The sequence below is a fragment of the Actinomadura sp. 7K507 genome (assembly GCF_004348425.1).
Lineage (GTDB): Bacteria > Actinomycetota > Actinomycetes > Streptosporangiales > Streptosporangiaceae > Spirillospora.
Genome location: NZ_SMKK01000133.1, coordinates 1 through 25,648, shown reverse-complemented (window position 1 = coordinate 25,648; position 25,648 = coordinate 1). Strand labels below are relative to the sequence as shown.

28 protein-coding genes and 1 pseudogene are annotated in these 25,648 nt (G+C 70.5%); 10 read left to right on the top strand and 19 right to left on the bottom strand.

Going from position 1 to position 25,648, the window contains the following annotated elements; all coding sequences use genetic code 11:
• The first annotated feature begins 288 nt into the window (after positions 1 to 288).
• Positions 289 to 486, top strand: coding sequence for a hypothetical protein (locus E1285_RS26975; protein WP_132156865.1), 198 nt, complete (start codon positions 289 to 291; stop codon positions 484 to 486).
• 89 nt (positions 487 to 575) lie between these two features.
• Here E1285_RS26975 and E1285_RS26970 read toward each other — a convergent pair whose 3' ends face one another.
• Positions 576 to 1,376: a hypothetical protein gene (locus E1285_RS26970; RefSeq protein WP_132156863.1), complete on the bottom strand. Its 801-nt coding sequence runs from the start codon at positions 1,374 to 1,376 to the stop codon at positions 576 to 578.
• A gap of 9 nt (positions 1,377 to 1,385) precedes the next feature.
• Positions 1,386 to 1,643 (bottom strand): hypothetical protein, encoded by a 258-nt coding sequence (locus E1285_RS26965; protein WP_132156861.1) that lies wholly within the window; start codon positions 1,641 to 1,643, stop codon positions 1,386 to 1,388.
• Between the two features lie 545 nt (positions 1,644 to 2,188).
• Here E1285_RS26965 and E1285_RS26960 point away from each other — a divergent pair.
• Entirely contained in the window at positions 2,189 to 3,415 is a 1,227-nt protein-coding gene (locus E1285_RS26960; RefSeq protein ID WP_132156859.1) for a helix-turn-helix domain-containing protein, read from the top strand.
• Positions 3,416 to 3,534: 119 nt separating this feature from the next.
• Here the strand turns inward: E1285_RS26960 and E1285_RS26955 are convergent, their stop codons facing one another.
• The 7 genes from E1285_RS26955 to E1285_RS26925 form a co-directional block, all read right to left on the bottom strand.
• Positions 3,535 to 4,452, bottom strand: a complete 918-nt coding sequence (locus E1285_RS26955) for a dienelactone hydrolase family protein (protein WP_132156857.1) — start codon at positions 4,450 to 4,452, stop codon at positions 3,535 to 3,537.
• Positions 4,453 to 4,897: 445 nt separating this feature from the next.
• A complete protein-coding gene (locus tag E1285_RS26950) occupies positions 4,898 to 6,562 on the bottom strand; it encodes a CocE/NonD family hydrolase (RefSeq protein WP_132156855.1) in 1,665 nt (554 codons plus the stop codon).
• A gap of 26 nt (positions 6,563 to 6,588) precedes the next feature.
• The gene (locus E1285_RS26945; RefSeq protein ID WP_132156853.1) at positions 6,589 to 7,710 is read right to left on the bottom strand and encodes a hypothetical protein; all 1,122 of its coding nucleotides are present in this window, start codon (positions 7,708 to 7,710) and stop codon (positions 6,589 to 6,591) included.
• 59 nt (positions 7,711 to 7,769) lie between these two features.
• Complete coding sequence (locus E1285_RS26940; RefSeq protein WP_132156851.1) at positions 7,770 to 8,372, bottom strand: DJ-1/PfpI family protein; 603 nt, start codon at positions 8,370 to 8,372, stop codon at positions 7,770 to 7,772.
• Positions 8,369 to 9,346, bottom strand: a complete 978-nt coding sequence (locus tag E1285_RS26935; RefSeq protein WP_243723079.1) for a DJ-1/PfpI family protein — start codon at positions 9,344 to 9,346, stop codon at positions 8,369 to 8,371. The genes E1285_RS26940 and E1285_RS26935 overlap by 4 nt, the downstream gene beginning before the upstream one ends.
• A 298-nt stretch (positions 9,347 to 9,644) precedes the next feature.
• Positions 9,645 to 9,857 carry a hypothetical protein gene (locus tag E1285_RS26930; protein ID WP_132156849.1) on the bottom strand — a complete coding sequence of 71 codons (213 nt, stop codon included), beginning with the start codon at positions 9,855 to 9,857 and terminating at the stop codon, positions 9,645 to 9,647.
• Positions 9,854 to 10,348, bottom strand: coding sequence for an ATP-binding protein (locus E1285_RS26925; RefSeq protein WP_132156847.1), 495 nt, complete (start codon positions 10,346 to 10,348; stop codon positions 9,854 to 9,856). Before E1285_RS26925 ends, E1285_RS26930 begins: the two co-directional genes overlap by 4 nt.
• Before the next feature lie 255 nt (positions 10,349 to 10,603).
• Between E1285_RS26925 and E1285_RS26920 the strand changes: the two genes are divergently transcribed.
• From E1285_RS26920 to E1285_RS26910, 3 genes are all read left to right on the top strand, one after another.
• A complete protein-coding gene (locus E1285_RS26920; protein ID WP_243723078.1) occupies positions 10,604 to 11,986 on the top strand; it encodes a HAMP domain-containing sensor histidine kinase in 1,383 nt (460 codons plus the stop codon).
• 160 nt (positions 11,987 to 12,146) lie between these two features.
• The gene (locus E1285_RS26915) at positions 12,147 to 13,016 is read left to right on the top strand and encodes an arylamine N-acetyltransferase (RefSeq protein ID WP_132156845.1); all 870 of its coding nucleotides are present in this window, start codon (positions 12,147 to 12,149) and stop codon (positions 13,014 to 13,016) included.
• Positions 13,017 to 13,131: 115 nt separating this feature from the next.
• The gene (locus E1285_RS26910; protein WP_132156843.1) at positions 13,132 to 13,320 is read left to right on the top strand and encodes a hypothetical protein; all 189 of its coding nucleotides are present in this window, start codon (positions 13,132 to 13,134) and stop codon (positions 13,318 to 13,320) included.
• 289 nt (positions 13,321 to 13,609) lie between these two features.
• Here E1285_RS26910 and E1285_RS26900 read toward each other — a convergent pair whose 3' ends face one another.
• Positions 13,610 to 13,966 carry a DUF3140 domain-containing protein gene (locus E1285_RS26900; RefSeq protein ID WP_132156839.1) on the bottom strand — a complete coding sequence of 119 codons (357 nt, stop codon included), beginning with the start codon at positions 13,964 to 13,966 and terminating at the stop codon, positions 13,610 to 13,612.
• A 178-nt stretch (positions 13,967 to 14,144) separates the two neighbouring features.
• On the opposite strand from E1285_RS26900, the gene E1285_RS26895 reads away from it, so the two are divergent.
• Together E1285_RS26895 and E1285_RS26890 are read left to right on the top strand one after the other, a co-directional pair.
• Entirely contained in the window at positions 14,145 to 14,978 is an 834-nt protein-coding gene (locus tag E1285_RS26895) for a phosphoribosylaminoimidazolesuccinocarboxamide synthase (protein WP_132156837.1), read from the top strand.
• Between the two features lie 11 nt (positions 14,979 to 14,989).
• The gene (locus E1285_RS26890; protein WP_132156835.1) at positions 14,990 to 15,355 is read left to right on the top strand and encodes an MTH938/NDUFAF3 family protein; all 366 of its coding nucleotides are present in this window, start codon (positions 14,990 to 14,992) and stop codon (positions 15,353 to 15,355) included.
• 22 nt (positions 15,356 to 15,377) lie between these two features.
• Here E1285_RS26890 and E1285_RS26885 read toward each other — a convergent pair whose 3' ends face one another.
• The 6 genes from E1285_RS26885 to E1285_RS26860 all read right to left on the bottom strand — a co-directional run bounded on the left by E1285_RS26885 (position 15,378) and on the right by E1285_RS26860 (position 19,504).
• Positions 15,378 to 15,767: a YccF domain-containing protein gene (locus tag E1285_RS26885; RefSeq protein ID WP_132156833.1), complete on the bottom strand. Its 390-nt coding sequence runs from the start codon at positions 15,765 to 15,767 to the stop codon at positions 15,378 to 15,380.
• Positions 15,768 to 15,870: 103 nt separating this feature from the next.
• Positions 15,871 to 16,185 carry a thioredoxin gene (gene trxA, locus E1285_RS26880; protein ID WP_132156831.1) on the bottom strand — a complete coding sequence of 105 codons (315 nt, stop codon included), beginning with the start codon at positions 16,183 to 16,185 and terminating at the stop codon, positions 15,871 to 15,873.
• On the bottom strand, positions 16,067 to 16,561 hold the full coding sequence (locus tag E1285_RS26875) for a MerR family transcriptional regulator (RefSeq protein ID WP_132156829.1): 495 nt from the start codon (positions 16,559 to 16,561) through the stop codon (positions 16,067 to 16,069). The genes trxA and E1285_RS26875 overlap by 119 nt, the downstream gene beginning before the upstream one ends.
• Positions 16,562 to 16,640: 79 nt before the next feature.
• Positions 16,641 to 17,036, bottom strand: a complete 396-nt coding sequence (locus E1285_RS26870; protein ID WP_132156827.1) for a nuclear transport factor 2 family protein — start codon at positions 17,034 to 17,036, stop codon at positions 16,641 to 16,643.
• A 67-nt stretch (positions 17,037 to 17,103) separates the two neighbouring features.
• The gene (locus E1285_RS26865; protein WP_132156825.1) at positions 17,104 to 18,120 is read right to left on the bottom strand and encodes a nitronate monooxygenase; all 1,017 of its coding nucleotides are present in this window, start codon (positions 18,118 to 18,120) and stop codon (positions 17,104 to 17,106) included.
• A gap of 118 nt (positions 18,121 to 18,238) precedes the next feature.
• Positions 18,239 to 19,504: an RNA-guided endonuclease TnpB family protein gene (locus E1285_RS26860; protein WP_207946844.1), complete on the bottom strand. Its 1,266-nt coding sequence runs from the start codon at positions 19,502 to 19,504 to the stop codon at positions 18,239 to 18,241.
• Positions 19,505 to 19,549: 45 nt separating this feature from the next.
• Between E1285_RS26860 and E1285_RS26855 the strand changes: the two genes are divergently transcribed.
• Both E1285_RS26855 and E1285_RS26850 read left to right on the top strand, forming a co-directional pair.
• Complete coding sequence (locus E1285_RS26855; RefSeq protein ID WP_165966778.1) at positions 19,550 to 19,750, top strand: YlcI/YnfO family protein; 201 nt, start codon at positions 19,550 to 19,552, stop codon at positions 19,748 to 19,750.
• A gap of 48 nt (positions 19,751 to 19,798) precedes the next feature.
• Positions 19,799 to 20,707 carry an NAD(P)-dependent oxidoreductase gene (locus E1285_RS26850; RefSeq protein ID WP_132156823.1) on the top strand — a complete coding sequence of 303 codons (909 nt, stop codon included), beginning with the start codon at positions 19,799 to 19,801 and terminating at the stop codon, positions 20,705 to 20,707.
• Positions 20,708 to 20,718: 11 nt separating this feature from the next.
• On the opposite strand, the gene E1285_RS26845 is transcribed toward E1285_RS26850, so the two are convergent.
• The 3 genes from E1285_RS26845 to E1285_RS26835 all read right to left on the bottom strand — a co-directional run bounded on the left by E1285_RS26845 (position 20,719) and on the right by E1285_RS26835 (position 25,102).
• On the bottom strand, positions 20,719 to 21,813 hold the full coding sequence (locus tag E1285_RS26845; protein ID WP_132156821.1) for an NAD(P)-dependent alcohol dehydrogenase: 1,095 nt from the start codon (positions 21,811 to 21,813) through the stop codon (positions 20,719 to 20,721).
• Positions 21,814 to 21,894: 81 nt separating this feature from the next.
• Positions 21,895 to 23,166, bottom strand: coding sequence for a cytochrome P450 (locus E1285_RS26840; RefSeq protein WP_132156819.1), 1,272 nt, complete (start codon positions 23,164 to 23,166; stop codon positions 21,895 to 21,897).
• 175 nt (positions 23,167 to 23,341) lie between these two features.
• A complete protein-coding gene (locus E1285_RS26835) occupies positions 23,342 to 25,102 on the bottom strand; it encodes an acyl-CoA dehydrogenase family protein (protein ID WP_132156817.1) in 1,761 nt (586 codons plus the stop codon).
• Positions 25,103 to 25,192: 90 nt separating this feature from the next.
• On the opposite strand from E1285_RS26835, the pseudogene E1285_RS26830 reads away from it, so the two are divergent.
• Positions 25,193 to 25,648 (top strand): annotated as a pseudogene (locus E1285_RS26830) (hypothetical protein); the annotation flags it as partial.

Sequence of the window (25,648 nt, the reverse complement as noted above, 5' to 3'; positions counted from 1 at the left end):
GGAACCCTCCGCCCCCCACCGGCGAACGGTCCCGCGGCAGGCCGGCCCCCGGCGGATGAGCCCGCGGCAGCCGGACTTCCGGAAGGCGCCCCGCCGGCGGACGGACCCGCGGCAGGCGGGCTCGCGGCGGACAGGTGGCCGGCGGACGGGCCCGCGGCGGCCGGTTCCCCGGCGTGCGGGGCGGCGCGTGGTTCGGTGTTCATGGATTGAAAGCCTTTCCTATTTGATTTACGTAAAGTGTGGCGCGGCGGCGGGTGGCGCATTCGGCGGCTGGAATATGGTCGCCGCGTGCATTGGTGGAGCCAGCAGGCCTGTGACGCGGCCGCGGAGGCACAGGCCGCCGACCCCTCTCCGCAGAATCTCATGGCGGCCGCCCAGGTGCAGGCGATGGTCTCGATGGCGGAGGCACTGCACCGCATTGCCGCGATCCTGGAAGAACAGGGCGGCGCCGAGAACTCGCCGCCATTGCCCGTCCGGCTGAAATAGATCGGAACGAGGCCGGGTCGGCCGAAATACCGGGATCAGCCAAAATACCGGTGCACCCCGACGGGGGCGCACCGGTATTTCACGGGGTCTCAGGCATCGCTGAAGGACTTGCGTTCCGTCCTGCCGTTGGTGCTCGCGGCGAGGCGGGAGGTCTTGGCGACGGGCGGACGCGGCGGGGTGGTCTCCATGGCGTAGTCGGTGTCGGGTACCGGGGAGGCCGGCCGCTCCTCGGGCATGGCGGGGCGGGGCTCGTCGCGCGGACGGTCCCGCAGCCGCCGCGCGGCCTGCCGGAGGGCGCGCTCCCCGACCAGCCTGGTCAGCTCCAGGCCCCAGCAGTCCAGCTTGTCGGCGTCGGTGAGGTCGTCGCGGTGGCTGAGTTCGGCGGCGAGCCCGCCGAGCCGTTGCGCCTCCGACAGGTCGAACTCGCGCATGAGGTGGCAGCACAGTTCGGCGAGGGCCGCGTGGTCACGCTCGAACGACAGGCCCGACAGGTCGTTGTGCGACAGCCTGCTGAGCGCGCGTTTACGCTCCAGCTCGCCGTCGGCGATGCGGAGGATTCCGTTGAGGAGGGCGATGGGACCGGTACCGCTCGCCCTGCTCTGGGCGGGCGTGAACGACATGCGCAGGACGGCCGCGGAGCCGATCCCGGCGGCGATCACCCGGATCACCATGAGGCTGGCCGGGGGCGTCGTGTCGGGCAGGCCGAACGTCCAGCCGGCGGCGGTCACCGCGATCAGCGCGACGGTCGCCGCGCTGGCGTTGACGAAGACGAACAGCAGCCCGCCCGGCGACAGGAGGGCGGCGACCGGCTTGTCGCGGTAGCGCGCGACGAGCTCGGCGAGGCCGATCGCGCCGCCGATCAGGGCGGCGAGGAGCATCTCGATGGTCATGACCTTCCTCTACGCGCTGCGGGCGGTCAGCCGGCCGAACGGGGACTCCTCGGACCTGCCGCGTCGCGGCACCAGGGGCGCGGCGCGCTCGGGACGCTGCCGGGACGCGAGCTCGGCGCTCTCCACCTCCAGGAAGACCAGCAGCCATTCGGTGGGGCCCGCGGCGAGTCCGGTATGGGTGCGCATCGCCTGTTCGCGTGCGTTGAGAAAGGCCAGGAGCCACCTGGCGGGCCCGGACGCCCCGGCGGCTCGAATTCGTGAATACATGCAGGAGACCATTCCGTAGCCAGACCCGGAAGTCGACCTCCGCCGCGTCAAGTTTTCGCGGCGCCGCCCCTTCGCGAAGCCATTGCCGTTACGCCGGAAACGTCCCGCGCACACTCGCTGATCTTCTCACCAATGGCCGGTCACCGAAACCGTTTAACCGAACCCGGGAGTTCCTTTGCGAAGAATTCCGCTTACCCGCGAAGGGGGAGATCACTTTTCATCCGCAGGTGCGGCCCTCGCCCCGAAAACGACCACACCGCACCCCCGCCGAACCCACAGCGCCCGCGACACGCCACGCCCGCCGGCACCCGGCGACCAGGTACCGCCGCGGGCGGCCCCCTCGTGGCCGCCTGGGTCTCCATGGAGACGGTGGGCGCGGGAAGTCTGTCAGCCCGTTGACAATCGGGTGTCTTCGAACCATTCGTTCGCACCTAGCGCGCGGCGTCCCCGAGAAACGAGCCTGTTGGAGCAGTCGCCGGGGGCGGCGCCGTCCCCCAGGGAGAGACGTCGAGAACGATCGGGGGCCGTGTCCTAGGAGGACGCCCATGAACCGGACCAGCTCGTCGCCCGCCTCGGACTTTCCGCTCGCCGGCGTCCCGGTGGAGTTCGCCGACCCGATGCTCCCTCACCTGGAGGCGGCCGCGGTGGAGATGGTCCAGGAGATCCAGTCGCTCGTGCCCGAGTACGCGCGGCCGCCGGAGAGCCGCTACGGGCGACGGATGCGGTGGGCCGTCGAGGAGAGCGTCCGGCAGTTCGTGGACGCGATCGGCCGCCACGACATGGAATGGGAACACGTCACCGGGATCTTCGAGGGCATCGGCGCGCACGAGGCCCGCAAGGGGCGCAGCCTGGACGGCCTGCAGTCGGCGATCCGCGTCAGCGGGCAGGTCGCGTGCCGCCGGTTCATCAAGGACGCGCGGCGGCTCGGCTGGTCGCTCGACACCCTCGGCAAGATCACGGAGTCGCTGTTCGTGTATCTGGAGCGCATCGCCAGCGCGGCCGGGCAGGGGTACGCGCGGGCGCAGGGGGAACTGGCGGGCGAGCGGGAACGGTTCCGGTGGCGGCTCCGCGACCTCCTGGTCATGGACCCGCCGGCCAGCGCCGAGGCGGTCGAGGAACTGGCGCGGTCCGCCGGATGGCCGGTGCCGAAGACCCTGGCGGTCGTGGCGATCCGCCCCGAGCCGGGGCGGGCCGTCCCGGTGCTGCCGCCCGCGTTCCTCGCCGACTGGCACGCCTCCGACCCGTACCTGATCTGCCCCGACCCGGACGGCCCCGGGCGGGACCGGCTGCTCACCGCGATCAAGGGGACGCGGTCGGCGGCGATCGGGCCGGCCGTCCCGCTGACCCGGGCCGCGGTGTCGCTGCGCTGGGCGCGGCGGGGCCTGGCGCTCGTCGAGCGCGGCGTGCTGCCCGGCAAGGAGCCGCTGCGCTGCCTCGACCACCTGCCCAGCCTCGTGGCGGCGCAGAGCGAGGAACTGATCGACGTCGCGCTGGGCTCCCGGCTCGCGCCGCTGATGCGGCTGCCTCCGCACCGGCGGGACGCGCTGTCGCGGACGCTGCTCACCTACATGGAGAACCGCGACAACGCGGTGGCGGCCTCGGAGCGGCTCATGGTCCACGAGCAGACCGTCCGGTACCGGATCCGCCGTCTCGAGGAGACGCTCGGCGGCGTATTGACCGACCCCGACCGCCGTACTGAGCTGCTGCTCCTCCTGCACTACCTGGTCCGGCTCGACTCCGGCGACCGGCGCCTGTCCCCCGCGGACACCTGAGGCTCCTGCGAAGAGGCAAGCCGCCGCGGGCTCCTTGAGTGTTTCGGTGAAGGCACCGGAAACGGTGGTGACGGCCTCGCGGCGAGGCGTCACCACCGTTTCTCGGAGGTCGTCGGGTGTCAGCCGGTCGGGCAGGTTCCCGTGTATTTGGCGATGTCGCCGCCGGACTCGGGAGCCGGGCAGATGAACTGCTCGTAGCGGGCATCGTCGTCGACGAACCGCTTCATCCACGCGATGGCGTACTTCGCGATCGTGGTGTGCGGCGAATTGAACGTCATGTGCCCGGCGTTGTTGAGTTCCAGGTATGCCTTTTCGGGGGCGGCGGTGAGGTTGTTGAAGTACGACTCGGCCATCGAACCGGCCGGGGCGATGAAGTCGTTGTCCGCCGCCATGATCATCGTCGGGACGCGGACGTCCGCCCAGTCGTAGTTGGTGTTCCACGGCGCGAGCGGGATCGCGGCCTGCAGCGAGGGGCGGTCGGCGGCGGCCTCCAGCGACCCGCCGCCGCCCATGGAGTGGCCCATGACGGCGAGGCGCGAGGAGTCGACGCGGTCGCTCACCTTGCTCTCGCCGGTCAGGTGGTCGAGCGCGGCGAGGAGCTGCTCGCCGCGGGCGGCGGGCACGTCGAGGAGGCTGTTGGTCTCCAGGGTCATGACCACGAAGCCCTGGGACGCGAGGCGCGGGCCGTACCAGCTGATCCACGCCTCCGGAGAGACGAATCCGGGCGAGACGGCGATGGCGCCGAAAGTGCCCTGGCTCAGGTCGGTCGGCGCGTAGATCGTGCCCTGGTTGAACCCTTCTCCGCTGCCCGCCGGAACATCGATCTCCTCGATGTCGAACGGGCCCCTTTCCGCCGTGATGCTCTCCTCGGTCGGCGCGGGTCCGCGCTCGTAAGGATTGGCGGCGAGTCGAACGGCTTGCTGAATGGCGGCGGGACGTTCGGGCGCGGCGTGCGCCGCGGGCGCAAGGGCGGTACCGGCGGCCAGTACGGCGGCCACGGGGAGCACTCGGAACGCATGCGCCAACTGCTTGCTCATCGGGGGCGTACCCTTCGCTAGCCGAACCGCGACGGGTGGGGAATTCGCGGCTGCAAGGATTATGGGACGCCCGGCCGACTTCGGCTGCTTAAGTGCCGACGCCTTTTTTCCGCAAGCCTTATAGCGAACTTACAAACCGTCCCCGGACACGGGACGGAGGGGCCACTCCCCCCGAAGTGACCCCTCTCCCCCCGTTCCGCCGTGTCGGCCCCGGCGCGTACACAGGACCGGCCGCTCCCCCCGAAGCGGCTCGCACCGGCCGTTCAGCGGATGTGTCGAACTTAGCGAGCCCGGCCCGGCGACAGCGAGGCTTCAACCCCTCCCGTCGACGAACGGGCCACAGTCTGCGACGAACGGAACACGCTCCGCATCTAGGCGGACCATGCATCCTTCCTCCGGCGTACAAGAAAAGAACACCGGCGGGCGCCGCCTCGGTGGGCGCGGCTCAGCCGTCCCACACGGGCAGGTGGACGGCCGATGGGCGGGCCGCGTCGCGGAAGATCTCGAACTGGGTGCGGCGGGACGCGACCGCCTGGCCGGCGGGTGCCCCGGTGCCGTGGTTGCGGGCGAAGCGGGGGAACGCGCCACCCGCGAGCATGACGCGCAGCCGATGCCCCCGCAGGAACCGATACCCGGTGGGATGCATCTCGACCTCCGCACGGACGACGCCGTCCGCCGCCGCGTGGCCGGGGGTCAGGCGGAGGATCCCGTCCGTGACGTTTCTGGAGACGCCGTCGCGGTCGACATCGCACAGGCGGATGAACAGGTCGCCGTGCCCGGTGCTCGTGCGGACGTGGATCGTCGCCGAAACCGGCCCGATCAAGTCGAGGTCGCGGTCCAGGGGCGCGCCGGTGAGGACGACCACGTCGTGGCGGCGTTCGACCGGGGTGTTGTCGCGTTGCCGGCCCTTGCCGGGCGCCAGCAGCGGACCACCGACGGTGGGTGTCGGGTCGAGAGGGTCGTACGTGAACGTCGCGGGTCTGGTGTGCCCCCCATCGGCGTGGGCGGCTCCGTCCTCGTCGGCGGCGGTGTCTGCGTTGAGGGGGGCGTCCCAGGTGAGGGTCTGGGACAGGTAGAGCGGTGTGGGCTTGGATTCAGGTGGGGGCCACCGGTCGAAGTCCAGCCAGCGGTTGGCCTTCTGCAGATGGAGCCTTACGGGCGCCCGGCGAAGCTGGGCTTTGTCGCCGTTCAGGTGGGCTTCCAGCCAGGACACCTGGTCTGACAGCGTCGCGCGAAGGGCTTTCGTGTCGTGTCCCCATGGGCCGATGGTGATGCGGACGATGCGTCCGGCGGCATGGAGGGCGGCGAAGTCGCGGAGCTGGCCGCGCAGGAAGAGGTCCCACCAGCCCGTCACCATCGTGGTGGGCGAGGTGGTTCCGGGGACGGCGGCACTGTGGTCGGTGGCCTCCCAGAAGTCGTCGCCATCCTCGGCGTGGGCGGTGACCTCGCGGAGGAACGGCTCAGGCCGTCCGATCGCGGCTGTGTCGGCTTCGCCCACCGGCAGGTGCCGCATCGCATGGCGAACGCGCCTGTTGTGCAGAGGCCGCTTGGTGTCGCCCTGGGTGCCCATCGACGACGACCAGACGAGCGTGTTGTGAAGGGCCAGCGCCCCACCCGGATAGAACGAACTCACGAATTCCGACGCGGTGATGCCGAGCCCCAACGCCTCAAGTGGAGGATCCGCGTAGGGCGCGACCGCCCATTCGGTGAACCCGAGGTAGCTCGCCCCGGCCATCGCGACCCGGCCGTCGCACCACGGCTGCGCCCGGAGCCACTTGAGCGTCGCGAGCCCGTCGTCCTTCTCGTTGTGGAAGGCACGGAACTCCCCACCCGACCCGAGGACGCCGCGCACGTTCTGGACGACGACCTGGAAGCCGCGCCGCGCGAGGACGCCCGCCAGCAGCCGGATGACCGGCTGCCGCTTGCCGTACGGGGTGCGGATCAGCACGACCGGCAGTGGCCCGGCCCCGCGCGGACGGTGCAGGTCGGCGACGAGCACGACCCCGTCCGGCATGGGAACCCGCAGGTCACGAGCTATCTGGACGTTCGGTGCCGGCACCTCGGGGAGGCCGAGTAGCCGATCCGTCAGTCGCCCCCAGACGGCGGCCATCGGACGTCCCCTCCCCGCGTCGTCGTTCAGTAGGTCAAAGATATGAGGCGTTCGTATTCGCTGAGGACGCGGGCGAACTCGCCTGTGGGTATCTCGCAGGCGTGTCCGGGCAGCCACAGGTGTTCCAGGCGGACGGTCTGGACGTCCAGGCGCAGGTGGCAGGCGTTCCCCGTGTGCTCCCAGCCAGGACGGGCGGCACGGACGACCTCCAGATGGTGACGGTGACTCTGCACGTCGTGGAGCAGGAACGCGGTCAGGACATGGCGTGGCCCGTACACCGACGAACTGGATCCGCTCGCGGTCGATGCGGCGGACTCCAGATCGACACCGGAATCAGCCAGCTCCGGGAACAACGCCCTCACGCGCTGCACGACTCCAGCGACCTCGATCGGCTCACAGGGGAGACGTAGGACCAAGTCAGGGTCGACGTAGCCGTGCACCGGAACGCCCGCGACGAAGCCGTACCACGCTCCAGGAACGGCTCCGAGGAAACGGGCCTGCGTCAGAGCGTTGCCCAGTTCGCCCATGAGCCGCTCGGCGTCGATGCCACGCGGCATGAACGTTTTGGTGCCGCTGCGCAGTCGGGTCTGGGTCCCGTCCAGGACGGCGAGGTCTGCCCAGCACGCACCCGAGCCGGTTCCCAGGACACCGTGTGGGAGGCAGGCGTCGGGGTGTGGGGTGAGACCGGCGACGTCCTCAAGGACGGCGCGCGGCGTCTGGACCAGGCCCCACCCCTGTGTCCGGTGGGAGACGGAGCCGAGCGCGAGCGACGTGGCGACCGACTCGCCGGACGGCGCCTCGCTCAGTGCGCTTTCGAGGTTGCGGCGGCCGTGCAGCGCGCCGATCTGCTGGAGGTACTCGTCAAGGCACCGCCGCAGGACGGCCGGGTCGAGGTCGCACGAGGCCCACCCGCCGACGTCGCGCACGTGCACGATCGTTCCGTCGAAGTCGAGGCGGTGGTAGCGGTAGTGCTCCTGCCAGGGCTCGATCCGGTCGCCGCTCAGCCGTCCCTGGGCGCGGACGATCGCGGAGATGTCCTCACCCAGGTCGTTGATGAGAAAGTCGCGCAGCGGGGCGTGCAGCGGATCGGTCTCGACCGCCACCCGCACACCGTCGCTGCGGAACCGCACCGGGAGCGATATCGCCATTCGCGTGATTATGCCGATAAGCGAAGATCATCACCGGTTTGGTGGAATGTTCGATCCGATCAGTCGGGGGCGTCGGCCATGTACGGCGGCGCCGGCTCGTATTGGATGTAGCGGCGCACCGACCGTGCGTGGTCGCGGCCGTGGATGCGCCCGATCAGCCAGAGGGCCATGTCGATGCCGGCGGAGACGCCCTGGCTCGTTACGAGGTTGCCGTCCACGACGTAGCGCGCGTCCCGTACGACGGTCACGTCACCACGTGCCTCCAGGTTGTCCTCCGACGCCCAGTGGGTCGCCACCCTCCGCCCCTTGGCGGGCCCTGCGGCGTGCAGCAGAAGCGAGCCCGTGCACACACTCGTCACCCAGTCGGCCTGTCCGGCCACCTTCGCTATCCATCCCGTCACGGACGTGTTGAACAACTGCGCCTCCCTCGCACCGCGGCCACCGGGGACGAGAAGCACGTCCAGCTTCGGGTGGTCGTCCAAGACGTGATCTGGAACGACCCGCATCCCCTTGGCGCAACGCACAGGCTCGGACCGTTCCGCGATCAATGCCGCTCGGTCGCCCTCACCGCGCAGCATCGCCGATGCCGTGAACACCTCCCACGGACCGACGAAGTCCAGTTCCTCAGCGTCCTCGAAGACCAGCAGCCCATACGTCGTCATGCGGGTTTCCCCTCTCCTTTGAACCGGTCTCTGTAGTCGGATGGCGCGACGCCCACGTGACGGTGGAAAGTCCGCCGCAACGTCTCCCCCGTCCCGAAGCCGAGCCGCCGCGCCAGCGCCTCGACGGGCTCGTCGCCCTCCGCGAGCGCCCTCCGCGCCGCCTCCACCCGCACGCGCTCGACGTACACCGCCGGCGGCACGCCCATCTCGGCCGTGAACCGCCGCTGCAGGTGCCGCGTGCTCAGCCCCGACCGTCCCGCCAGGTCGGCGATCGTGTGCCGGGCACCCGGATCGGCCTGCACCGACGACACCGCCGCCCTGACCGGGTCCGTCGCGGGCTGCGCCGACCACAGCGGGACGCTGAACTGTGACTGGCTCCCCGGCCGCCGCAGGAACATCACCAGTTCCCGCGCCACCGCGTGCGCCACGTCCCGCCCGTGGTCGTCCTCCACCAGGGCGAGCGCCAGGTCCATCCCGGCCGTGACGCCCGCGGACGTCCAGACGCGCCCGTCCCGGATGAAGATCGGGTCGCAGTCGACGCCCACGCCCGGGAACTCTTCCCTGAGCTGGCTCTCCCGTCCCCAGTGGGTCGTGACGCGGCGTCCGTCCAGGAGGCCCGCCTGGGCGAGCAGCAGGGCGCCGCTGCACACCGACGCGACCCGCCGCGCGCCCATCGCCGCCTCAGCGACCCAGCCCACCAGTCCAGCGTCCTTCCGCGCCCGATCGACCCCGACGCCACCGGCCACGACGAGCGTGTCGATGCCCGCGGGCTCAAGATCGTCGATGCCCGCCTCGGCGTGGACGGACAGGCCGCCGGACGCCGCCACCGGACCCGCCTCGGGCCCCACGACCAGGCACTCGTAGCGCCCGGTCGACCGGAACACCTCATGCGGGCCGGTCAGGTCCAGCACCTGGAAGCCGCCGTAGACGACGAACGCGACGAGCATGTCTCCAGGCTGGCCGGGGACGGTCATGGCGTCAACGACGGGTATCCCACAGATCGCGCCATCCGTGGCCCGGTCCGGCCGCGGAGAGAATTGAGTTGACACCTCTCGACGGCTTATGGCTAAATGTCACCCATGAAGCTTTGATACTTCTACGGTTGAGCCGCCCCGCCCACTCCGGTTTCGGGTCCGCTCCCGCTTCAGTCGACGGAATGACCGCCGCCTCTTGACGCCGTCATACGACACCCGTCACACGGCACCCGTCCTATGACGGCCGTCACTCGACGCCCGCACCACATCCGCGTCATACCGGCCGCGGCCTGCACCGTCACGCTGCCCACCATTCTTCGCCGGCCCTTTTGCGGCCGGATTCAAACGTGCCCGGAGGTCTTCTCTTCATGCCTGCCATTAACAGCAACCCCACGCCCGCCCCCTTCGCGAAGTCGAAGAAGAAGGGCAAGCGGAAGAATCCCGACTCACGGTCGGCGAATTTCGCGAACAACCGGCGCAACGCCGGGCGGATGCCCACTCGCCAGTTCAACCGCGGTCGCTGAACGGCGGCCGTGCCCGGCCCCGGCCCGCTACGGCCGGGGCCGGGAACTCCGCCCATACGACCGTCCGGTGACCCTCCGCCCGGAACCCCCAGCGGGTCGCGAGCGCGTCCACGATCCGCATCCCCCGGCCGGTCTCCGCCCCCACCTCGTCCTTGACGTGCGGAAGCCCGCCCGCCGACCCGTCGTCGACGACCTCCAGCCGGTACACGCCGTCCCCGGCGGCCAGGACGACCGTCACCTCCCCGCCCTCAAGGCCCGACGCGGTATGCGTGATCGCGTTCGCGACCGTCTCGCTCGCCACCATGATCATGTCGTCCAGGACGGTGTCATGCAGGCCCGCGTCGGCGGCCCCCGCGTCGTCCGGGACGAGGTGGCCGAGGACCGCGGCACGGACGAAGCCCCGCGCGTGCCCCACCGACTTCCGCACCCCCGCCAGCGTGATCTCACCGATCACCAGGCCGTCCCGCGCCTCGCCCACAGCCCCGCCTCCCCGTCGCCGGGAACGGCCGGGCGCGAGGCCCGCATCTCCAACGCCGGCCCGACCAGCAGCTCGCAACGCGTCCTCGACGCCCACCGGGACGGCCCCCTTCGCGTCCGGAAAGTCGCCCGCCACCTCGCTGTACGGCCCGGAACCCGACTTCGTTCACGCCCCCGCGAACGCCTACCCCTACGCTGAGTTAAAAATCATCACCCTTAGTATCGAAGCGTCCGGGATTCGGGGGGATGGGACGACGTGACGACGGAGAGGCTGGAGCGCGTCCGCCAGTGGCCAAGGCGTCTGTTCTTCTCGGCGCGGGGTCGCGCGACGGTCGTCACCGTGGCCGTGTCGGCACTGATCTTGGCCCTGCTGTTCGCCCTGCTCGCGGTGCTCGCCCAGGACTGGTCGGAAAACAGAGTCGAGGGCAGGTCGGAAGCGACCGTTGAGCGGATCGTGTACGACGTCGGCACGGGAAAGAACGGCAACATCCTCGCCGCCCGGCCGAACGAGACCCCGTTGGTCCAGGTCGTGGGCCCGGACGGCCGTGTCGTGGCGGCCGGGCCGGGGCTCCGTGGCCGCCCCTCCCTCGCCCGGGCGGAAATGGAGAGGGGAAGCCTGCTCGTCGACCACAGGGACTGCCCGGACTACCTGGACGAGTGCGTGTGGGTCTTCGGCCTGCGGGTGCAGGACTCGCCCTGGGGGCAGGGTGTGATGATCGTCGCGGCGACTCCGCTGCCGGGTCTGCTGCATCTCTGGCTGCTGCCGCTGGCCCTCGCGCTGGTCACGCTGGCCCTCCTCATCCTGATCGGCTGGTGGACGTGGCACACCATCGGACGGGCCTTCGTCCCGATCGACCAGATTCGTTCCCAGATGGCGGAGTTCTCCACACAGGGCCTCGGCCACCGGGTGCCCGTCCCGGACAACGGCGGCAAGATCCAGTCGCTCGCCGAGACCGTCAACACCACGCTCTCGCGGCTTGAGGACGCGACGAACCGGGAGCGCCGCTTCATCTCCGACGCCTCGCACGACCTGCGGAACCCGATCGCCGGGCTGCAGATGCAACTGGAACTCACACTCGACGAGCCGGACGACGGCGAGTGGAGGCCGATGGTCCGCTCGGCCCTGCGCGACACGCAGCGGCTGAACGACATCGTCCTCGACCTGCTGGAACTGTCCAGGCTCGACTCCCGCGCCCCGGCGGCGGAGGAACGGATCGACCTCGCGGCCCTCGCCGGCCGGGAGGTCGAGCGCCGCTCGTCCCCCGTGCCGATCGGGACGGCCCTGGAGCCCGGCGTGGCCGTCCGGGCGAGCCCGGTGCGGCTGGCGCGGGTGCTGAACAACCTGCTGAGCAACGCCGAACGGCACGCCGCGTCGCGCATGGACGTGACCGTCGCGCGGGACGGTTCCGATGGCGTCCTCGAAGTACTGGACGACGGTTCCGGCATCCCGGAGGACTCACGCGAGCGGGTCTTCGAACGCTTCGCCCGCCTCTCGGAGTCAAAGGCCCGCGACCCGCAGGGCACCGGCCTCGGGCTGCCCATCGCCCGCGAGATCGCCGAGATATACGGCGGCTCCCTCCGCATAGCCGACACCCGCCAGGGCACCCGCTTCGTCCTCCGCCTCCCCCTCATCGACTGACCTCGGACAACGTCCTGCTCGCAGGACCACCGGCCCGGGATTCGGCCGAGGTCCCGCCGCGCGTGATCGAGTGCCGCGACTTCAGCTCGAACACAGGGAGGATTCGGGCGGAATCCGGTGTTATCGCCAAAGCACGAACGCGCGAAGGCGAGGGGACACCATGACCGAGGACCTGGGATACGGATGGCAGGGCGACCTCATCGACATGCCCGCCTACCTGAAGCGGATCGGTTACGACGGTGACCCGGCGCCGACGCCCGAGACGCTGCGCGCCCTGCACCGTGGCCACACCACGTCCATCCCGTTCGAGAACCTGGAGATCATGCTCGGGCGGCCGGTCGACCTGTCATTGGACGCCGTCCAGTCGAAGCTCGTCGAGCGTCCGCGCGGCGGCTACTGCTTCGAGCACAACCGGCTGTTCGCGGCCGTCCTGGAGCGCCTGGGCTACGAGGTCACCGCGCTGGCCGGACGGGTGACGATGGGGGCGGACAAGGTCCTGCCGGCCACGCACGCGCTGCTCCTCGTCCGCCCACCGGGCCGGTCGGGCGACGAGCCCGCCTGGCTCTGCGACGTGGGTTTCGGCGCGGGGCCGCTGGAGCCGCTGCGGTTCCGCGACGGGGAGGAAGTCGAGCAGGACGGCTGGCGCTTCCGGCTCCAGAAGGGCCGGCCAGTCCCCACATGGACCCCGGCCACGGCCGGCTGGGAACTGCGTCAACTTCTCCCGGAGGGATGGGTTCAGCGCCACACGTTCGCGTTGAACGAGACGTTCCGCATCGACTTCGAGGTGCTCAACCACTACGTGTCGACCAGCCCGCGCTCACCGTTCACGAGACGTCCGTTCACGCAGAAGTTCTCCTCCAACGCCCACCGCGTGCTGGACGGGACGAAGCTGACCACCACCCGCCCGGACGGCACGACCGAAACCCGCACGCTCCTCCCGGAGGAACTGCCCGAGACGTTGGCGAGCCACTTCGACATCGTCCTGGAAGCCGAGGACGCGCGCCGTCTCGTCAAGTCCCTACGCGGTTGAAGCCCTCCCTCGGGGTACGGCCCAGCCTGGGAGAGCTGCACATGACCACCGCGTCCCGCCCATTGGGCCGGGCCTTGGGTCACCGAGGGGCAGGCCGCCCCACGAAGGAGGCGTGATGAGCGAACGCAAGCGTGACGAGGACAAGCCGCTCGCCGACCGCCGCGCCGAGGAGAACGCGCCTCAGGAAGACGACGGCGACTTCGCCGACGAGCACACCCCCGGCCCCACCGACCCGCCAGTGGCCGAGGCCGAAACCCCAGGCGGCGAGGACGAGGGCTACACCCCCCAAACCGAAATCCCCTAGCTCGCCACAGACGGGGGGCCGTCCCAGCCACTGCGGGACGGCCCCCTGCCGCTACAACGGTCTCCGCTCACTAATCAGGATGGGGCGGCTGCTGGTCGGGCGGGGTTCCACCGCCCTCACCGCCGCCCTTGTTCCCCTTGTCGGTGCCGTGCGCGTGCCCTGCCTTCCCCCTGGTCGACTTCGGTTCCGACGCCTCCGCCGGCGGGTCGTTCGTCACCTGGGTACGCTCCGACCGGCGAATCTCAGGCTGCTGCGGATTCGGCATGTTCTCCCACCTTCTACGGGCCTTCTAAGCAGTGGACGGTTCGGGACGCAGGGGGTCATGCCCCACGCGCATGAGCGCGTGACGCCACTCGTCATCCCGTTCCGCGTCCGGCGGACGGTTCTCCAGCTGGTCCTCCACGTAGTCCACGACCTCCTGCATCACCTCGGCATCGGCCTCGGTCAGGTCGACCTTCCGCTTGCGCAGCACGTCCACCACGCGGGCGCCGAGCTCGGAGACTCCCGGGCTCGGACCGGCCGGGAAGGCCTCTTCTCCCGAGGCGTCCGTGAGCAGCCAGTTCCGCAACTCGTCCGAGGTCATGTTGACGAGCCGGTGGAAGTCCTCCCAGGCCAGCTCCGCCTCGGCCGGAATGCGATCGTTCATCGGTAACTCCCTGTCCGCCGTTCAGGGACCGCCGTACCCGTCACCCACGACCCCATTCACGACGCCGCCTCCCGCGTACGCGGACGGGCTCGCCCGCAGGTGGCAGGGCCTTTTGTGCCAGACTCCTGCGGGCAGGACCTCTGGGTCACCCGTACGGGACAGCAAGCTGAGGAGCACCATGGAACTCGTCCACTCGGGCAAGGTCAGGGACGTCTACGCGGACGGGGAAGACCTCGTCCTCGTCGCGTCCGACCGGGTGAGCGTGTACGACGTCGTCCTGCCGACGCTGATCCCCGACAAGGGGAAGATCCTCACGCAGCTCTCCCTCTGGTGGTTCGAGCAGCTCGCCGACATCATCCCCAACCACATCGTGTCCGCGACCGACGTGCCGGACGAGTGGGAGGGACGGGCCGTCCGCTGCCGCCGCCTCACCATGCTCCCCGTCGAGTGGATCGCCCGCGGCTACCTCGCCGGCCTGGGCCTCAAGGAGTACGAGAAGAACGGCACCGTCTCCGGGATCTCGCTGCCGGACGGCCTGGTCGAAGCGTCCAGGCTCCCCGAGCCGATCTTCACCCCCACCACGAAGGCCACCGAGGGCCACGACGAGTTCATCACCTACGACGACGTCGTGCACGAGATCGGCGACGACACCGCCACCCACCTCCGGAACGTCACACTGGAGATCTACAAGCGCGGGGCGGCCGTCGCCGCCGAGCGCGGCATCATCATCGCCGACACCAAGCTCGAGTTCGGACGCGCCGCCGACGGCACCCTCACCCTCGGCGACGAGGTCCTGACCTCGGACTCCTCACGTTTCTGGCCCGCCGACCAATGGCGGCCCGGCCACCCCCAGCACGCGCTGGACAAGCAGTTCGTCCGCGACTGGAGCAGCACCCTCGGCTGGGACCGCACCCCTCCCGGCCCAGCCATCCCCCAGGACGTCGTGGACGCCACCCGCGCCCGCTACATCGACGTCTACGAACGCCTGACCGGCCGCCCCTGGACCTCCTAAGGAGCCCCGCCATGGCCGCATCACCCCAGATCACCCACATCTCCTGGGGCCGCATGGAAGCCGAGGGCCTGGCGCCCGGCAAGGACTTCAAGCTCTTCCCCGGCGGCGGCCGCCCCTGGGACTGGTCCGAGCACGGCACCCGCCACTCCCCCGGCATCCAGCCCGCCGACGTCCAGGAACTCATCGACCACGGCAGCACGGTGATCGTGCTCAGTCGCGGCATGGAACTACGCCTGCAAACGATGCCCGAGACCCTGAAGCTCCTGGAAGACCACGGAGTCGAAGTGCACGTAGAGGAAACGACCGAAGCCGTAGCCCTCTACAACACCCTCGCCGAAACCACCCCCGTAGGCGGCCTCTTCCACTCGACCTGCTGATCCCCGTCCGAGCAGCGGGACGTCAGAAGGTGGAGCGGTCGCTGCTCGGCACGATCTCCCGGCCCAGGGGCACCAGTGAGACCGGGATCAGCTTGAAGTTGGCGATGCCGAACGGGATCCCGATGATCGTGATGCAGAGCAGGACCCCGGTGAACAGATGTCCGAGGGCGAGCCACCATCCGGCGACGATGATCCAGATGACGTTCCCCAGGAGCGAGCCCGCGCCCGCGTCCCTTCTCGGGACGGTCGTCCGGCCGAACGGCCACAGCGCGAATCCCGCGATGCGGAACGAGGCGATGCCGAACGGGATCGTGATAATGAGGATGCAGCACACGATCCCGGCGAGCACGTAACTCACGGCCAGCCAGAACCCCGCCAGCACCAGCCACAGAATGTTCAACAGCGTCCGCACAAAGGCCTCCTGACGCCAGGATAGATCGTCCAGGCGGGGCGCGTACGGCGCATGAGGCGCCGGTGCGGCGTGGCAGGCCCTGTGGCGGTCCGGCGGGCGGGCTTCAGAAGTGGCCGTCGAGGTCGGCGAGGAGGAGGCGCTTGGGCTTCGCGCCCACGATCTGCCGGACCACCTCACCGTCCCGGTAGAGGTTGAGCGTGGGGAACCCCATGACGCCGTACCGCGCCACGGTCTCCGGGTGGTCGTCGCCGTTGAGCTTCCCGACGGTCAGCCGGTCGCCGTGCTCGGCCTCGATCTGCTCAAGGATCGGCGCGATCATCTTGCAGGGAGGGCACCAGTCCGCCCAGAATTCGACCAGTACCGGCTTGTCGGCGTTGAGGACCTGCTCGTCGAAGTTCTCGGTCGTCAGCGTGATCATTCGTCCCCTCCGGTGACAGCGCGCACCCCGGGCAGGCCCGCGCGAGTTGACCGGCCACGTCGGCGCGATGGCGGATCAGGGTGCGTATCTCGGCGTCGATCTCGGCGAGCTTGCGCTGGTAGACCGCGACCGATTCCGGGCATGCGGCGCCGTCCTCGTGTCCCGCGCGCAGGCAGTCGACGAACGGACGGGCGTCCTCAAGCGTGAACCCGGTCGCCAGCAGAGAACGGATCTGCGTGACGAGCCGCAGGTCGGACTCCTCGTACTGCCGGTACCCGTTGGCCGCGCGCCGCGCCGGCAGGAGACCCTGCTCCTCGTAGTAGCGCAGCGTGCGGGTACTCACCCCTGCCCGTGCGGCCAGTTCGCCGATCCGCATCCGGCTCCTCCTCGCTCCGTGGCCGCTTGCGACGCTATCCCTTGACACCGGCGTGAAGGTCAAGCCCGCGCTGGGGGCGCTACTCCGCCGGCTGCGGGGTGGCGGTGCCGAAGGGATTGTCGATGGCGTAGCGCCAGCGGCCGTCCGCGCCGCGGCGGGCGACGTCGGTGGCCGTGCCCTCGATCTGTACGAACCGGCCGTCGCGGTCGTTGCCGGCGATGACCCAGTCGACGATCAGGAGTGCGAGGTCCCCGGTGGTGTAGCAGTGCCGCGGGTTGACCGTGATCGGCACGCCGAGGCCCATGAGGTGGTCGTTGGCGGCGTGCGCGTCCGGGCCGGTGAGCGGTGCGTCCGGTTCGAGGACGAGCACCGCGCCCTCCTCGTACACCTCCGCCAGCGCGTCCGGGTCGCCGCTGTTGAAGCGTTCGGCGAAGACGAAGGGGACTTCCTGAGGGCGATCTGGCAGTGGGTGCATCGTTCGTCCTTTCCCGTAGCCGGGCTTGCGAGTGGGCAATGGCAAGCTTGGCAACGCTAGGGGCGCGCTAGTGGCTCGCCAAATGGGTGACGAGTTGGGCGGCGGGGGTTTCCGTGGCCGATCGGTAGGACTCGCCTGCCCACAGGTTGACGCCCTCCGGGTCGCCCTGGGCCGCAGCCGCCTTGCGTAGCGGCGCGGTGACGTAGTGGACGTCCGGGTAAGCGGCCGGTGCATGCGCCGAGTGCTCGGTGAGGAAGCGGTTGACCAGGCCGCGGGCGGGCCGACCGCTGAACGCCCTGGTCATCGCGGTCGAGGTGAAGCGGGGGTCCGCCAGAGCCGCCTTGTGGACGGGGCTCGCGCCGCTCTCGGGGCAGCGGACGAAGGCCGTCCCGATCTGGGCGGCGACGGCGCCCAGGCCCAGGACCTCGGCGACGTCGGACGCGGTGGCCAGGCCGCCGGCGGCGATCAAGGGTTGCGCGGTGGCGGCGCGGACGTCCTGGAGCAGGCGCCGCAGCGGCACGGGTTCTCCGGACGTGTTGGTGAACGAGCCGCGGTGACCGCCGGCCTCGGACCCCTGCACGCAGAGCGCGTCGGCGGCGGATGCCCGGCGGGCCTCGCCGGCGGTGGTCACGGTGACGATCACGACGGTGCCGCGCTCCTGGAAGGCATGGATGACGTCCTGGCCGGGGCAGCCGAAGGTGAAGCTGACGAAGGGCGGCGGGTCGGCCAGGAGATCGGCGACCTTGGCCTCGTAGGCGTCGTCGCGGGCGTCGTCGCGGGCGGGTGGCACGCCCGGGGGGACGCCGAGGCGTTCGGTTTCGGGGGCCAGGAGGTCGCGGTAGGCGGCGACGGCGGCCGGGTCGATGTCGTCCAGCGACGGCATGAAGAGGTTCATCCCGAACGGGCGGGACGTCAGCCGCCGCGTCGCGGTGATGTCCGCGCGCATGGCGCCGGCGGTCTTGTAGCCGGCGGCGAGGAAGCCGAGGCCGCCCGCGTCCGACACGGCGGCGGCCAGCTCCGGCGTCGAGGGCCCGCCCGCCATCGGCGCCTGCACGACCGGCAGCTCCGGCCACACGGCGCTCATCTCCTGAGAGCTACGGTCGGCTCCGTCATGATCGGCACGATAATCCATTGACATCCTCCCCCTCTTAAAGGAGGGGGATTCCAACCCACTTGGGTTGAGGTTCACGGACACTCGCACCCTAGTGGGTGGTTGTCCCTCCGGCACCGGCTGTTCGCCGGGGGCGCGGGATGTCCGCGTCCTGTCCTGCCGCGATGTTGTTTGCTGCGTTGGCGTCTGCGTTGCAGGTGAAGCCGCAGTTGGTGCAGACGAACTCGGCTTGGCTCTTGCGCGAGTTCTTGTCGATCCATCCGCAGGGGCTGCATCGCAGGCTGGTATAAGGGGCGGGTACGTCTTCGACCCGCCCTGGGGCTTTGTGCTCGGTGCGCTGGCGCAGCAGGCCCCAGCCCTGGGCGAGGATGGCCCGGTTGAGCCCGGCCTTGGCCGCCCTGCTGTTCTTGAGGTACTGGCCGGGCAGGTCGGGGTCGGGCTTGGGCTTGGCCTTCGCGGTCATGTTCCTGATCCGCAGCTTCTCGAAGCGGATCAGGTCGTAGGTGCGGGCGAGCATGGTCGAGGTCTTCTCGCACCAGTCCTTGCGCCGGTTGGCCTCACGGGCCTTGAGCTTGGCGACCTTCGCGTACTCGGCCGTCTTGGCCGGGCTGTTCCGGGGGGCGCGGGCGGCGCGCCGCTGGTGCTTGCGGATCTGCGCCCGCTCGCGGGTGGTGGCCTGCGGGCAGTTCAGTTTCCGGCCGTCGGAGATGGCGGCGGTGATGGTTACGCCCCGGTCGATACCGATGACCTCGCCTGTGCCGGGGGCGGGTGTCGGGTCGGGGATGACTGCGAACGCGGCATGCCACTGGCCGTTCTTGAACGTGATCCGGAAGGTCTTCGCGTCGGGCAGGGCCGCGCCCTTGCCCTTGGCGCTGAGGCGGAAGCGGACCCAGCCGCAGCCGGGCACCCTCACTTGTGCCCACCGCTTGTTGAGCTTCTGCACGGTGGCCTTGCGGCCCATTACCTGCTTTCCCGTCTTGACGTTCACCCTCGGCGAGCCGTCGTCACTGAACTCGGGTACACGGTCGTCGCCGATGATTCGGAAGCCCTCGTGCCGGTGCCTCTTGCGCCAGGTCGGCTCACCGAACCCGGAGGTGAACTTCGCGTTCTTGGCCTGGGCGAAGTCCTTGAGGGCCTGGACCTGGACGGTCTGGTTCCCGGCGCCCAGCCACTCGTGCTCGCGCCGCGCTTCGGTGAGCTGACGGCATTGCTCGGCGAATCCGGGAGCCGCCTTATGGCCCTTGCGCCAGTGCGAGTGTTGCTCGACGGCGAGGTTCCACACGTACCGGGCGTGCGCGCAGTGCAGGAGCATCTGCTCCTCCTGCTCGCGTGTCGGGTACATCCGGAACCTGGCCACGGGCCCATCATAGTCCCAGTATGGCCCCAGTGCCACAATGGGGCCATGACAAAGCAACTGAACCTCCGCCTCCCCGACGACGTACACGCACAGGCCGTCGCTGCCGCAGCAGCCGACGACCGCTCCCTGAACTCCTGGCTCATCGCCGTCGTCCGCCGCGCCGCCGCCGAGACGCCGGATCGCCCTGGCGGCGATCCGGCTACCCTTGCCCCGCTACGCGGGACCGGGCATTCACCCCGGCCCTGAAGGGCCGGGCACCCTGCCCGAAGGCCCACTCAACGGAAAGGGGAGGGCATGCGGGTGTTGCTGCACTACGACATGGATCATGAGGAGTCCGGCCTGGACATCGTGAGCTGTTCGGAGCAGGACGACGAACGGTTCGCGGAGCTGCTGCCGGACACCGAGGTCCTCTGGCATGTGCTGCGGCCCGTCACCGCCGAAGACATGGACCGGGCACCGAAGCTGAGGCTGATCCAGAAGCTCGGCACTGGCGTGAACACGATCGATCTGGACGCCGCCGGAGAGCGCGGGATCGCGGTGGCGAACATGCCCGGCCAGAACGCGCAGGCCGTCGCGGAGACGAGCCTGCTGCTGATGCTGGCGGCGTTGCGGAGGGTCGTCCCGTTCGACGCGCGGACGCGGCGCGGCGCGGGCTGGCCCGCCGACCGCTCGCTGGTCGGCGGGGAGCTGGCGGGACGGACGGTCGGGCTCCTCGGCGGCGGCCAGATCGCGGGGCTGCTGCGCGGGATGCTGGAGGCGATCGGCGCGACCGTCCGCTACACGTCCCGGACCCCGCGGCCCGGCGACCCCGCCTGGCGGGAGCTGGACGAGCTGATGCGGGAGAGCGACATCGTGTCGGTGCACGTCCCGCTGACGGACGAGACCCACCACCTGCTGGACACCGAGCGGCTCGCGCTGCTGCCGGAGGGCGCGGTCGTGGTGAACACGGCGCGCGGCGCGGTCATCGACGAGTCGGCGCTGGTGGCGGCGCTGGAGTCGGGACGTCTGGGCGGCGCGGGACTGGACGTCTTCGAGAAGGAGCCGGTGGACGCGGGCAACCCGCTGCTCGCCCTCGACGGCGTCGTCGTGATGCCGCACGTGGCGTGGCTGACCGGCGAGACCTGGGACCGGTACTTCGCGGTCGCGGCGGAGAACTGCCGCCGCCTGATGCGCGGCGACGGCCTCCTCCACCGTGTCGTCTAAGGTCGCGTCGTTCAGGGAATGAGCACCGGTTTGACGACCTTGCCGGACTGGGTGTCCGCCTCCGCTTGGTTGATCTGGTCGAGCGGGTAGGACGTGATGAGCCGGTCGAACGGGAACCGGCCCTGCCGCCACAGCTCGATCATCTTCGGGATGAAGGTCTGCGGGACGGCGTCGCCCTCGATGATGCCCTTGACCGTCCGGCCCATGAGCAGGAGGTTCGCGTCGAGCGTGTACTCGGCGGCGCCGACGCCGACGAGGCCGCAGACGCCGGTGGTGCGCAGCGACGCGACGGCCGTCGCGACGACCTCGGGGACGGCGGTGGTGTCGAACGAGTACTGGACGCCCTCGCCGCCGGAGATCCCCCGGATCTGGCCGGCGATGTCGTCGTCGGTGCCGTTCAGCACGTGGGTGGCGCCGAGTTCGCGGGCCAGGTCGAGCCGCGACTCGTGCAGGTCGACGGCGATGATCGTGGTCGCGCCCGCGACGCGGGCGGCCATCACGGCGGACAGGCCGACCGCGCCCGCGCCGAAGATCGCGATGCTGTCGCCGGCGCCGACGCCGAGCGAGATCAGCACGGACGCGGCACCGGTCTGGACGCCGCAGCCGAGCGGCCCGAGCTGCTCGATCGGGACGTCCCGGCTCACCGGGACGACGTTCTGGACGGTCCCCAGCGCGTGACTGGCGAACGACGACTGCCCGAACCAGCGGGTGTGGACGGCTTCGCCGTCGCCGGACGTGGCGCGCGGCGTCCCGTCCAGCGGCACGGCGAGCATGTTGAGCGCCATCATCTGCGGGCAGGCGCCGGGGACCGCGGCGCGGCAGTTCTCGCAGACGCCGCACGAGTCGAACGACATGACCACGTGGTCGCCCTCGGTGACGCCGGTGACGCCGGGCCCCACGGCCTCGACCACGCCGGAACCCTCGTGGCCGAGGACGACCGGCTTGGCGACCAGGTCGCCCGGGATGCGTCCGAGCAGATCGGTGTGGCACATCCCGGCGCCCGCGACCCGCACCAGGACCTCGCCGGGGCCGGGGTCCGCCAGGTCGAGCGACTCGATCGTGTAGGGCGCGTCTGCGGCGCGCAGCACCGCGGCGTTGATCTGCACCAAGGGTTCCTCAATCCAGTTGATCCGGTTGGTCCCGGGAGGCCGGTCGTTCAGCCGAGCCGGTGGGTTCGGGGTGCCCGGTCAGTCCACGGAGTAGCGGATCGGCAGGCGCTTGAGGCCGCCGACGAACGTGGTGGCGGTGTTCACCGGCGGCCCGGCGAGCTCGACCGAGCCGAGCCGGGGCAGCAGTTCCTCGAAGAACGCGCGGACCTCGAGGCGGGCCAGTGCCGCGCCCAGGCAGTAGTGGACGCCGAAGCCGAACGCCAGGTGCTTGTTCGGGTCGCGTCCCACGTCGAAGCCGAACGGGTCGTCGAAGACGTCCTCGTCGCGGTTCGCCGACGGGTAGGACAGCAGCACCGCGTCGCCTTCGCGGATCGTGGCGCCGCGCAGCTCGTAGTCCTCGGTGGCGGTGCGCATGAACTCCTTGACGGGCGTGACCCAGCGGATCATCTCGTCCACGGCGAACGGCATCAGCTCCGGCTTCTCGCGGAGCCGGTCGAGCTGGCCGGGGTGCTCGATGAGGGCGCGCAGGCCGCCGGAGATCGTCGCGCTGGTCGTGTCGTGCCCGGCGGTCGCGATGATGACGTAGTACGAGGCCGTGTCGAAATCGTTCAGCGGCTCGCCATCCCCACCCGTTACGCCACCCGAACCCACCTTTGCATTCGCGATCGCGGACGCGAGGTCGTCCGTGGGGTTCTTGCGGCGCGCCTCCGTCAGCTCCTGGAAGTAGGCGAAGAAGTCGAGCAGGGTCTGAAGCTTGTCCTCGGCGGTCGCGCCGCGCTGGAACTCGTCGTCGTCGCCGCCGAACAGCTCCTGCGTGAGCTTCAGCATGCGGTCGAAGTCGCTCTCGGGGAGGCCGAGCAGCGAGAGGATCACATAGAGGGGGAAGTGGACGGCGACCTCCTGCGCGAAGTCGCATTCGCCGCCGAGATCGGCCATCCGGTCGACGTAGCGTCGCGCCAGCTCCTTCACGCGCGGTTCGAGGGCCCGCATCGCGCGCGGCCGGAACCAGTCGGCGCCGATCGCCCGGATGACCCGGTGGTCGGGGTCGTCCATGTGGATCAGCGTGCGCAGCGCGATGCCCTGCTCGGCCCGCTGCCGGTTCATCTCGTCGAACTCCGCGGTCCCGAGCAGCGGACGCGGGGCGTTGAGGAACAGCTGGTGGTTGCGCTCGACTTCCAGGACGTCCTCGTGCTTCGTGATCGCCCAGAAGGGGTTGTAGCCGGGAGCGTCGACGTGGTGGACCGGCGATTCGCGGCGCAGCAGGGCGAGCGAATCGTGCAGGAGCCGGTCGTCGGCGTAGGCCTTCGGGTCGGCGAGGGCAAGGCCCGCCTCGTTCACGGTCAGCGACATCGCTGGGGCTCCTCCGTCACGCTTCGGTCACGCCATCGTCATGCTTCTCTGGCAACGGGGTACGCGATTCTGGCAACGGGGCACGCGCTCTGGGCGACGAGCCGCCACCCAGGAACCTACGGGACCGAATCTTGTTCGGTCAACGACCGTGAAAGAGGCCCGCGGACGAGGCCGGCTACCCGGCGACGAACGCGCCGTCGACCAGGTCTTTGAAGCGTTCGAGGTCCTCCGCCGGGCGGTCGATTCCGCGCAGGGGGCCGGTATCGGCGAGACGGCTCCGGGCGTAGATGCGCGCGACGAGCGCCTTGCGGTCGGCGCCCGAGTCGGCGCGTTCCCACCCGGCCTGCTCCAGCAGCAGGGCCGCCGCGTACACGTCGGCCATGTACTGGGCCAGCGGGTAGAGCCTCGCCTCGGCGACGGTCCGGTCCAGCCCGCGCCACGTCTCGATGGCCTGCCGGAGGTGCCCGATGCGCTCGCTCACCAGGCCGGCCGTGGCGTCGTCGCCCTCGGGGGCCTGCCGGACGGCCTCGGTGAGCCGGTCGAGGAACGGCTCGTGCGCGTCCTGCCGCTCGATGGCGCGGCGCACGTCCAGGCACAGGATGTTGTCGCCGCCCTCCCAGATCGGGTTGACCTGCGCGTCCCGGAGGATCCGCGCGACCGGCCACTGCTCGATGTAGCCGTTCCCGCCGTGGATCTCGATGGCGTCGCTCGCGGCCGTCACGCCCAGCCGCGCCGCCCTCAGCTTGATCAGTGCCGCGCCGATGCGCAGCCGCGGACGTCCCAGGTACCCGTCGAACACGAGCGCCTGGGCGGCCTCGGTCTCCACGATCAGTTCGGCGAGCTTCCTGCGCATCAGCGGATGCTCGGCCAGCGGGGCACCGAACGCCTCGCGCGCCGTCGCGTAGCGGAGCGACTCGACCAGGGCGCGCCGCGCGCATCCGAGGCCCATCATCGAGATGCCGAGGCGGGCGCCGTTCGTCAGCTCCATCATCCTGGCGAGGCCCTTGCCGTCGCCGCCCTGCCCGGCGCTCGACGTAGGGGCCAGCAGGAACGCCTCCGCGTCGGTGAACTCGATCTCCGCCGACGCCACGGACCGGGTGCCGAGCTTGTCCTTGAGCCGCCGGATCCCGACTCCGTTGCGCGTCCCGTCCCGCCGCTCCTTGAGGACGAGGAACGGCGCGATCCCCCGCACCCCGTCAGCGGCGCCCTCGGACTTGGCCAGCACCACGAACGCCGAACCGTTCGCATTGGACGCGAACCACTTGAACCCGTTGAGCCGCCAAGCGTCCCCGTCCCTGGACGCGGTCGACTCCAGCGCGCCCAGATCAGACCCGCCCGAACGCTCGGTGAGCAGCTGGGCGGCCTCACCGGACATCTCCCCCGCCGCGAACAGCTCCCGCACCCGCGCCTTCACGTCCTCGGGCGCGAACATCTCCGTCAGGCCCACGACCATGTCGCCGCCGGTGCCGAGCGCGCACGCCATGCCGATGTCGGCCTGATCCAGCAGGTAACTCCAGGCCACACCCATCGGGGCCGGGTCGACGCCGTTCCGCTTCGCCTCCGCGACGAAGTCGGGCCGTGTGAAGGACGTCGCCACGATGTCGTTCCTCGCCGCCTCGAACGACGGCGGCATGACGACCTCGCTGACGTCGCGTCCCCACCGGTCGTACTTCTCCAGCCGCGGCGGGTTCCGGTCGGTCTCCTCGGCCCGCTGCGCGACCGGGCCGCCCATCAGCGCGCCCATCTCCCGCAGCCTCGGCTCGGCCCAGCCGAACCCGTCCCCGAGGTGCCGGCGCATCAGGAACCCCAGCGTGGGGTCGCAGTCGTACCAGTTCAGGCCCGCGGCCCCCTGGTAGCGCTCGGTCGCGTACCGGCGGGCCTTGTCCGCGCCGCCGAACGGGAGCCGGTCGAACGGCTCGGTCAGATAGGACGCCATACCTGGGACATTACACTTCTCCTTCACATGATGGAAGACTGTAATCCAACCTCGGCACCCCTCCCGAACCCCGGTAAAGTCACAGCAGACATGGATGCGGCACACACGGACACGGACACGGGCGCGGCCGGCATGGGCGATCTCGAGATCCGCCCGCTCACGGCCCGTTCGGTGGTCCTGAGCACGTTGCTGGGCGTCCATCCGCCCCGGCTCCCGGCCCGCTACCTCGTCCGCGTCGGCGACCTGTTCGGCATCGCCGAGGGGACGATCCGCGTCGCGCTCTCCCGCATGGTCGCCGCGGGGGACCTCGTCCAGTCCGGCGGCACGTACTCCCTCACCGAACGCCTCCTCGAACGCCAGGCCCGCCAGGACGAGAGCCGCCTCCCCCCGGCCCAGCCCTGGGACGGCACGTGGGAGATCGCCGTCATCACCGCCGAACGCCGTCCCGCCGCCGACCGCGCCGCCCTCCGCCACGCCATGTCCGCGCTCCGCCTGGCCGAACTCCGCGAGGGCACCTGGCTGCGCCCCGCCAACCTGACCCGCCCC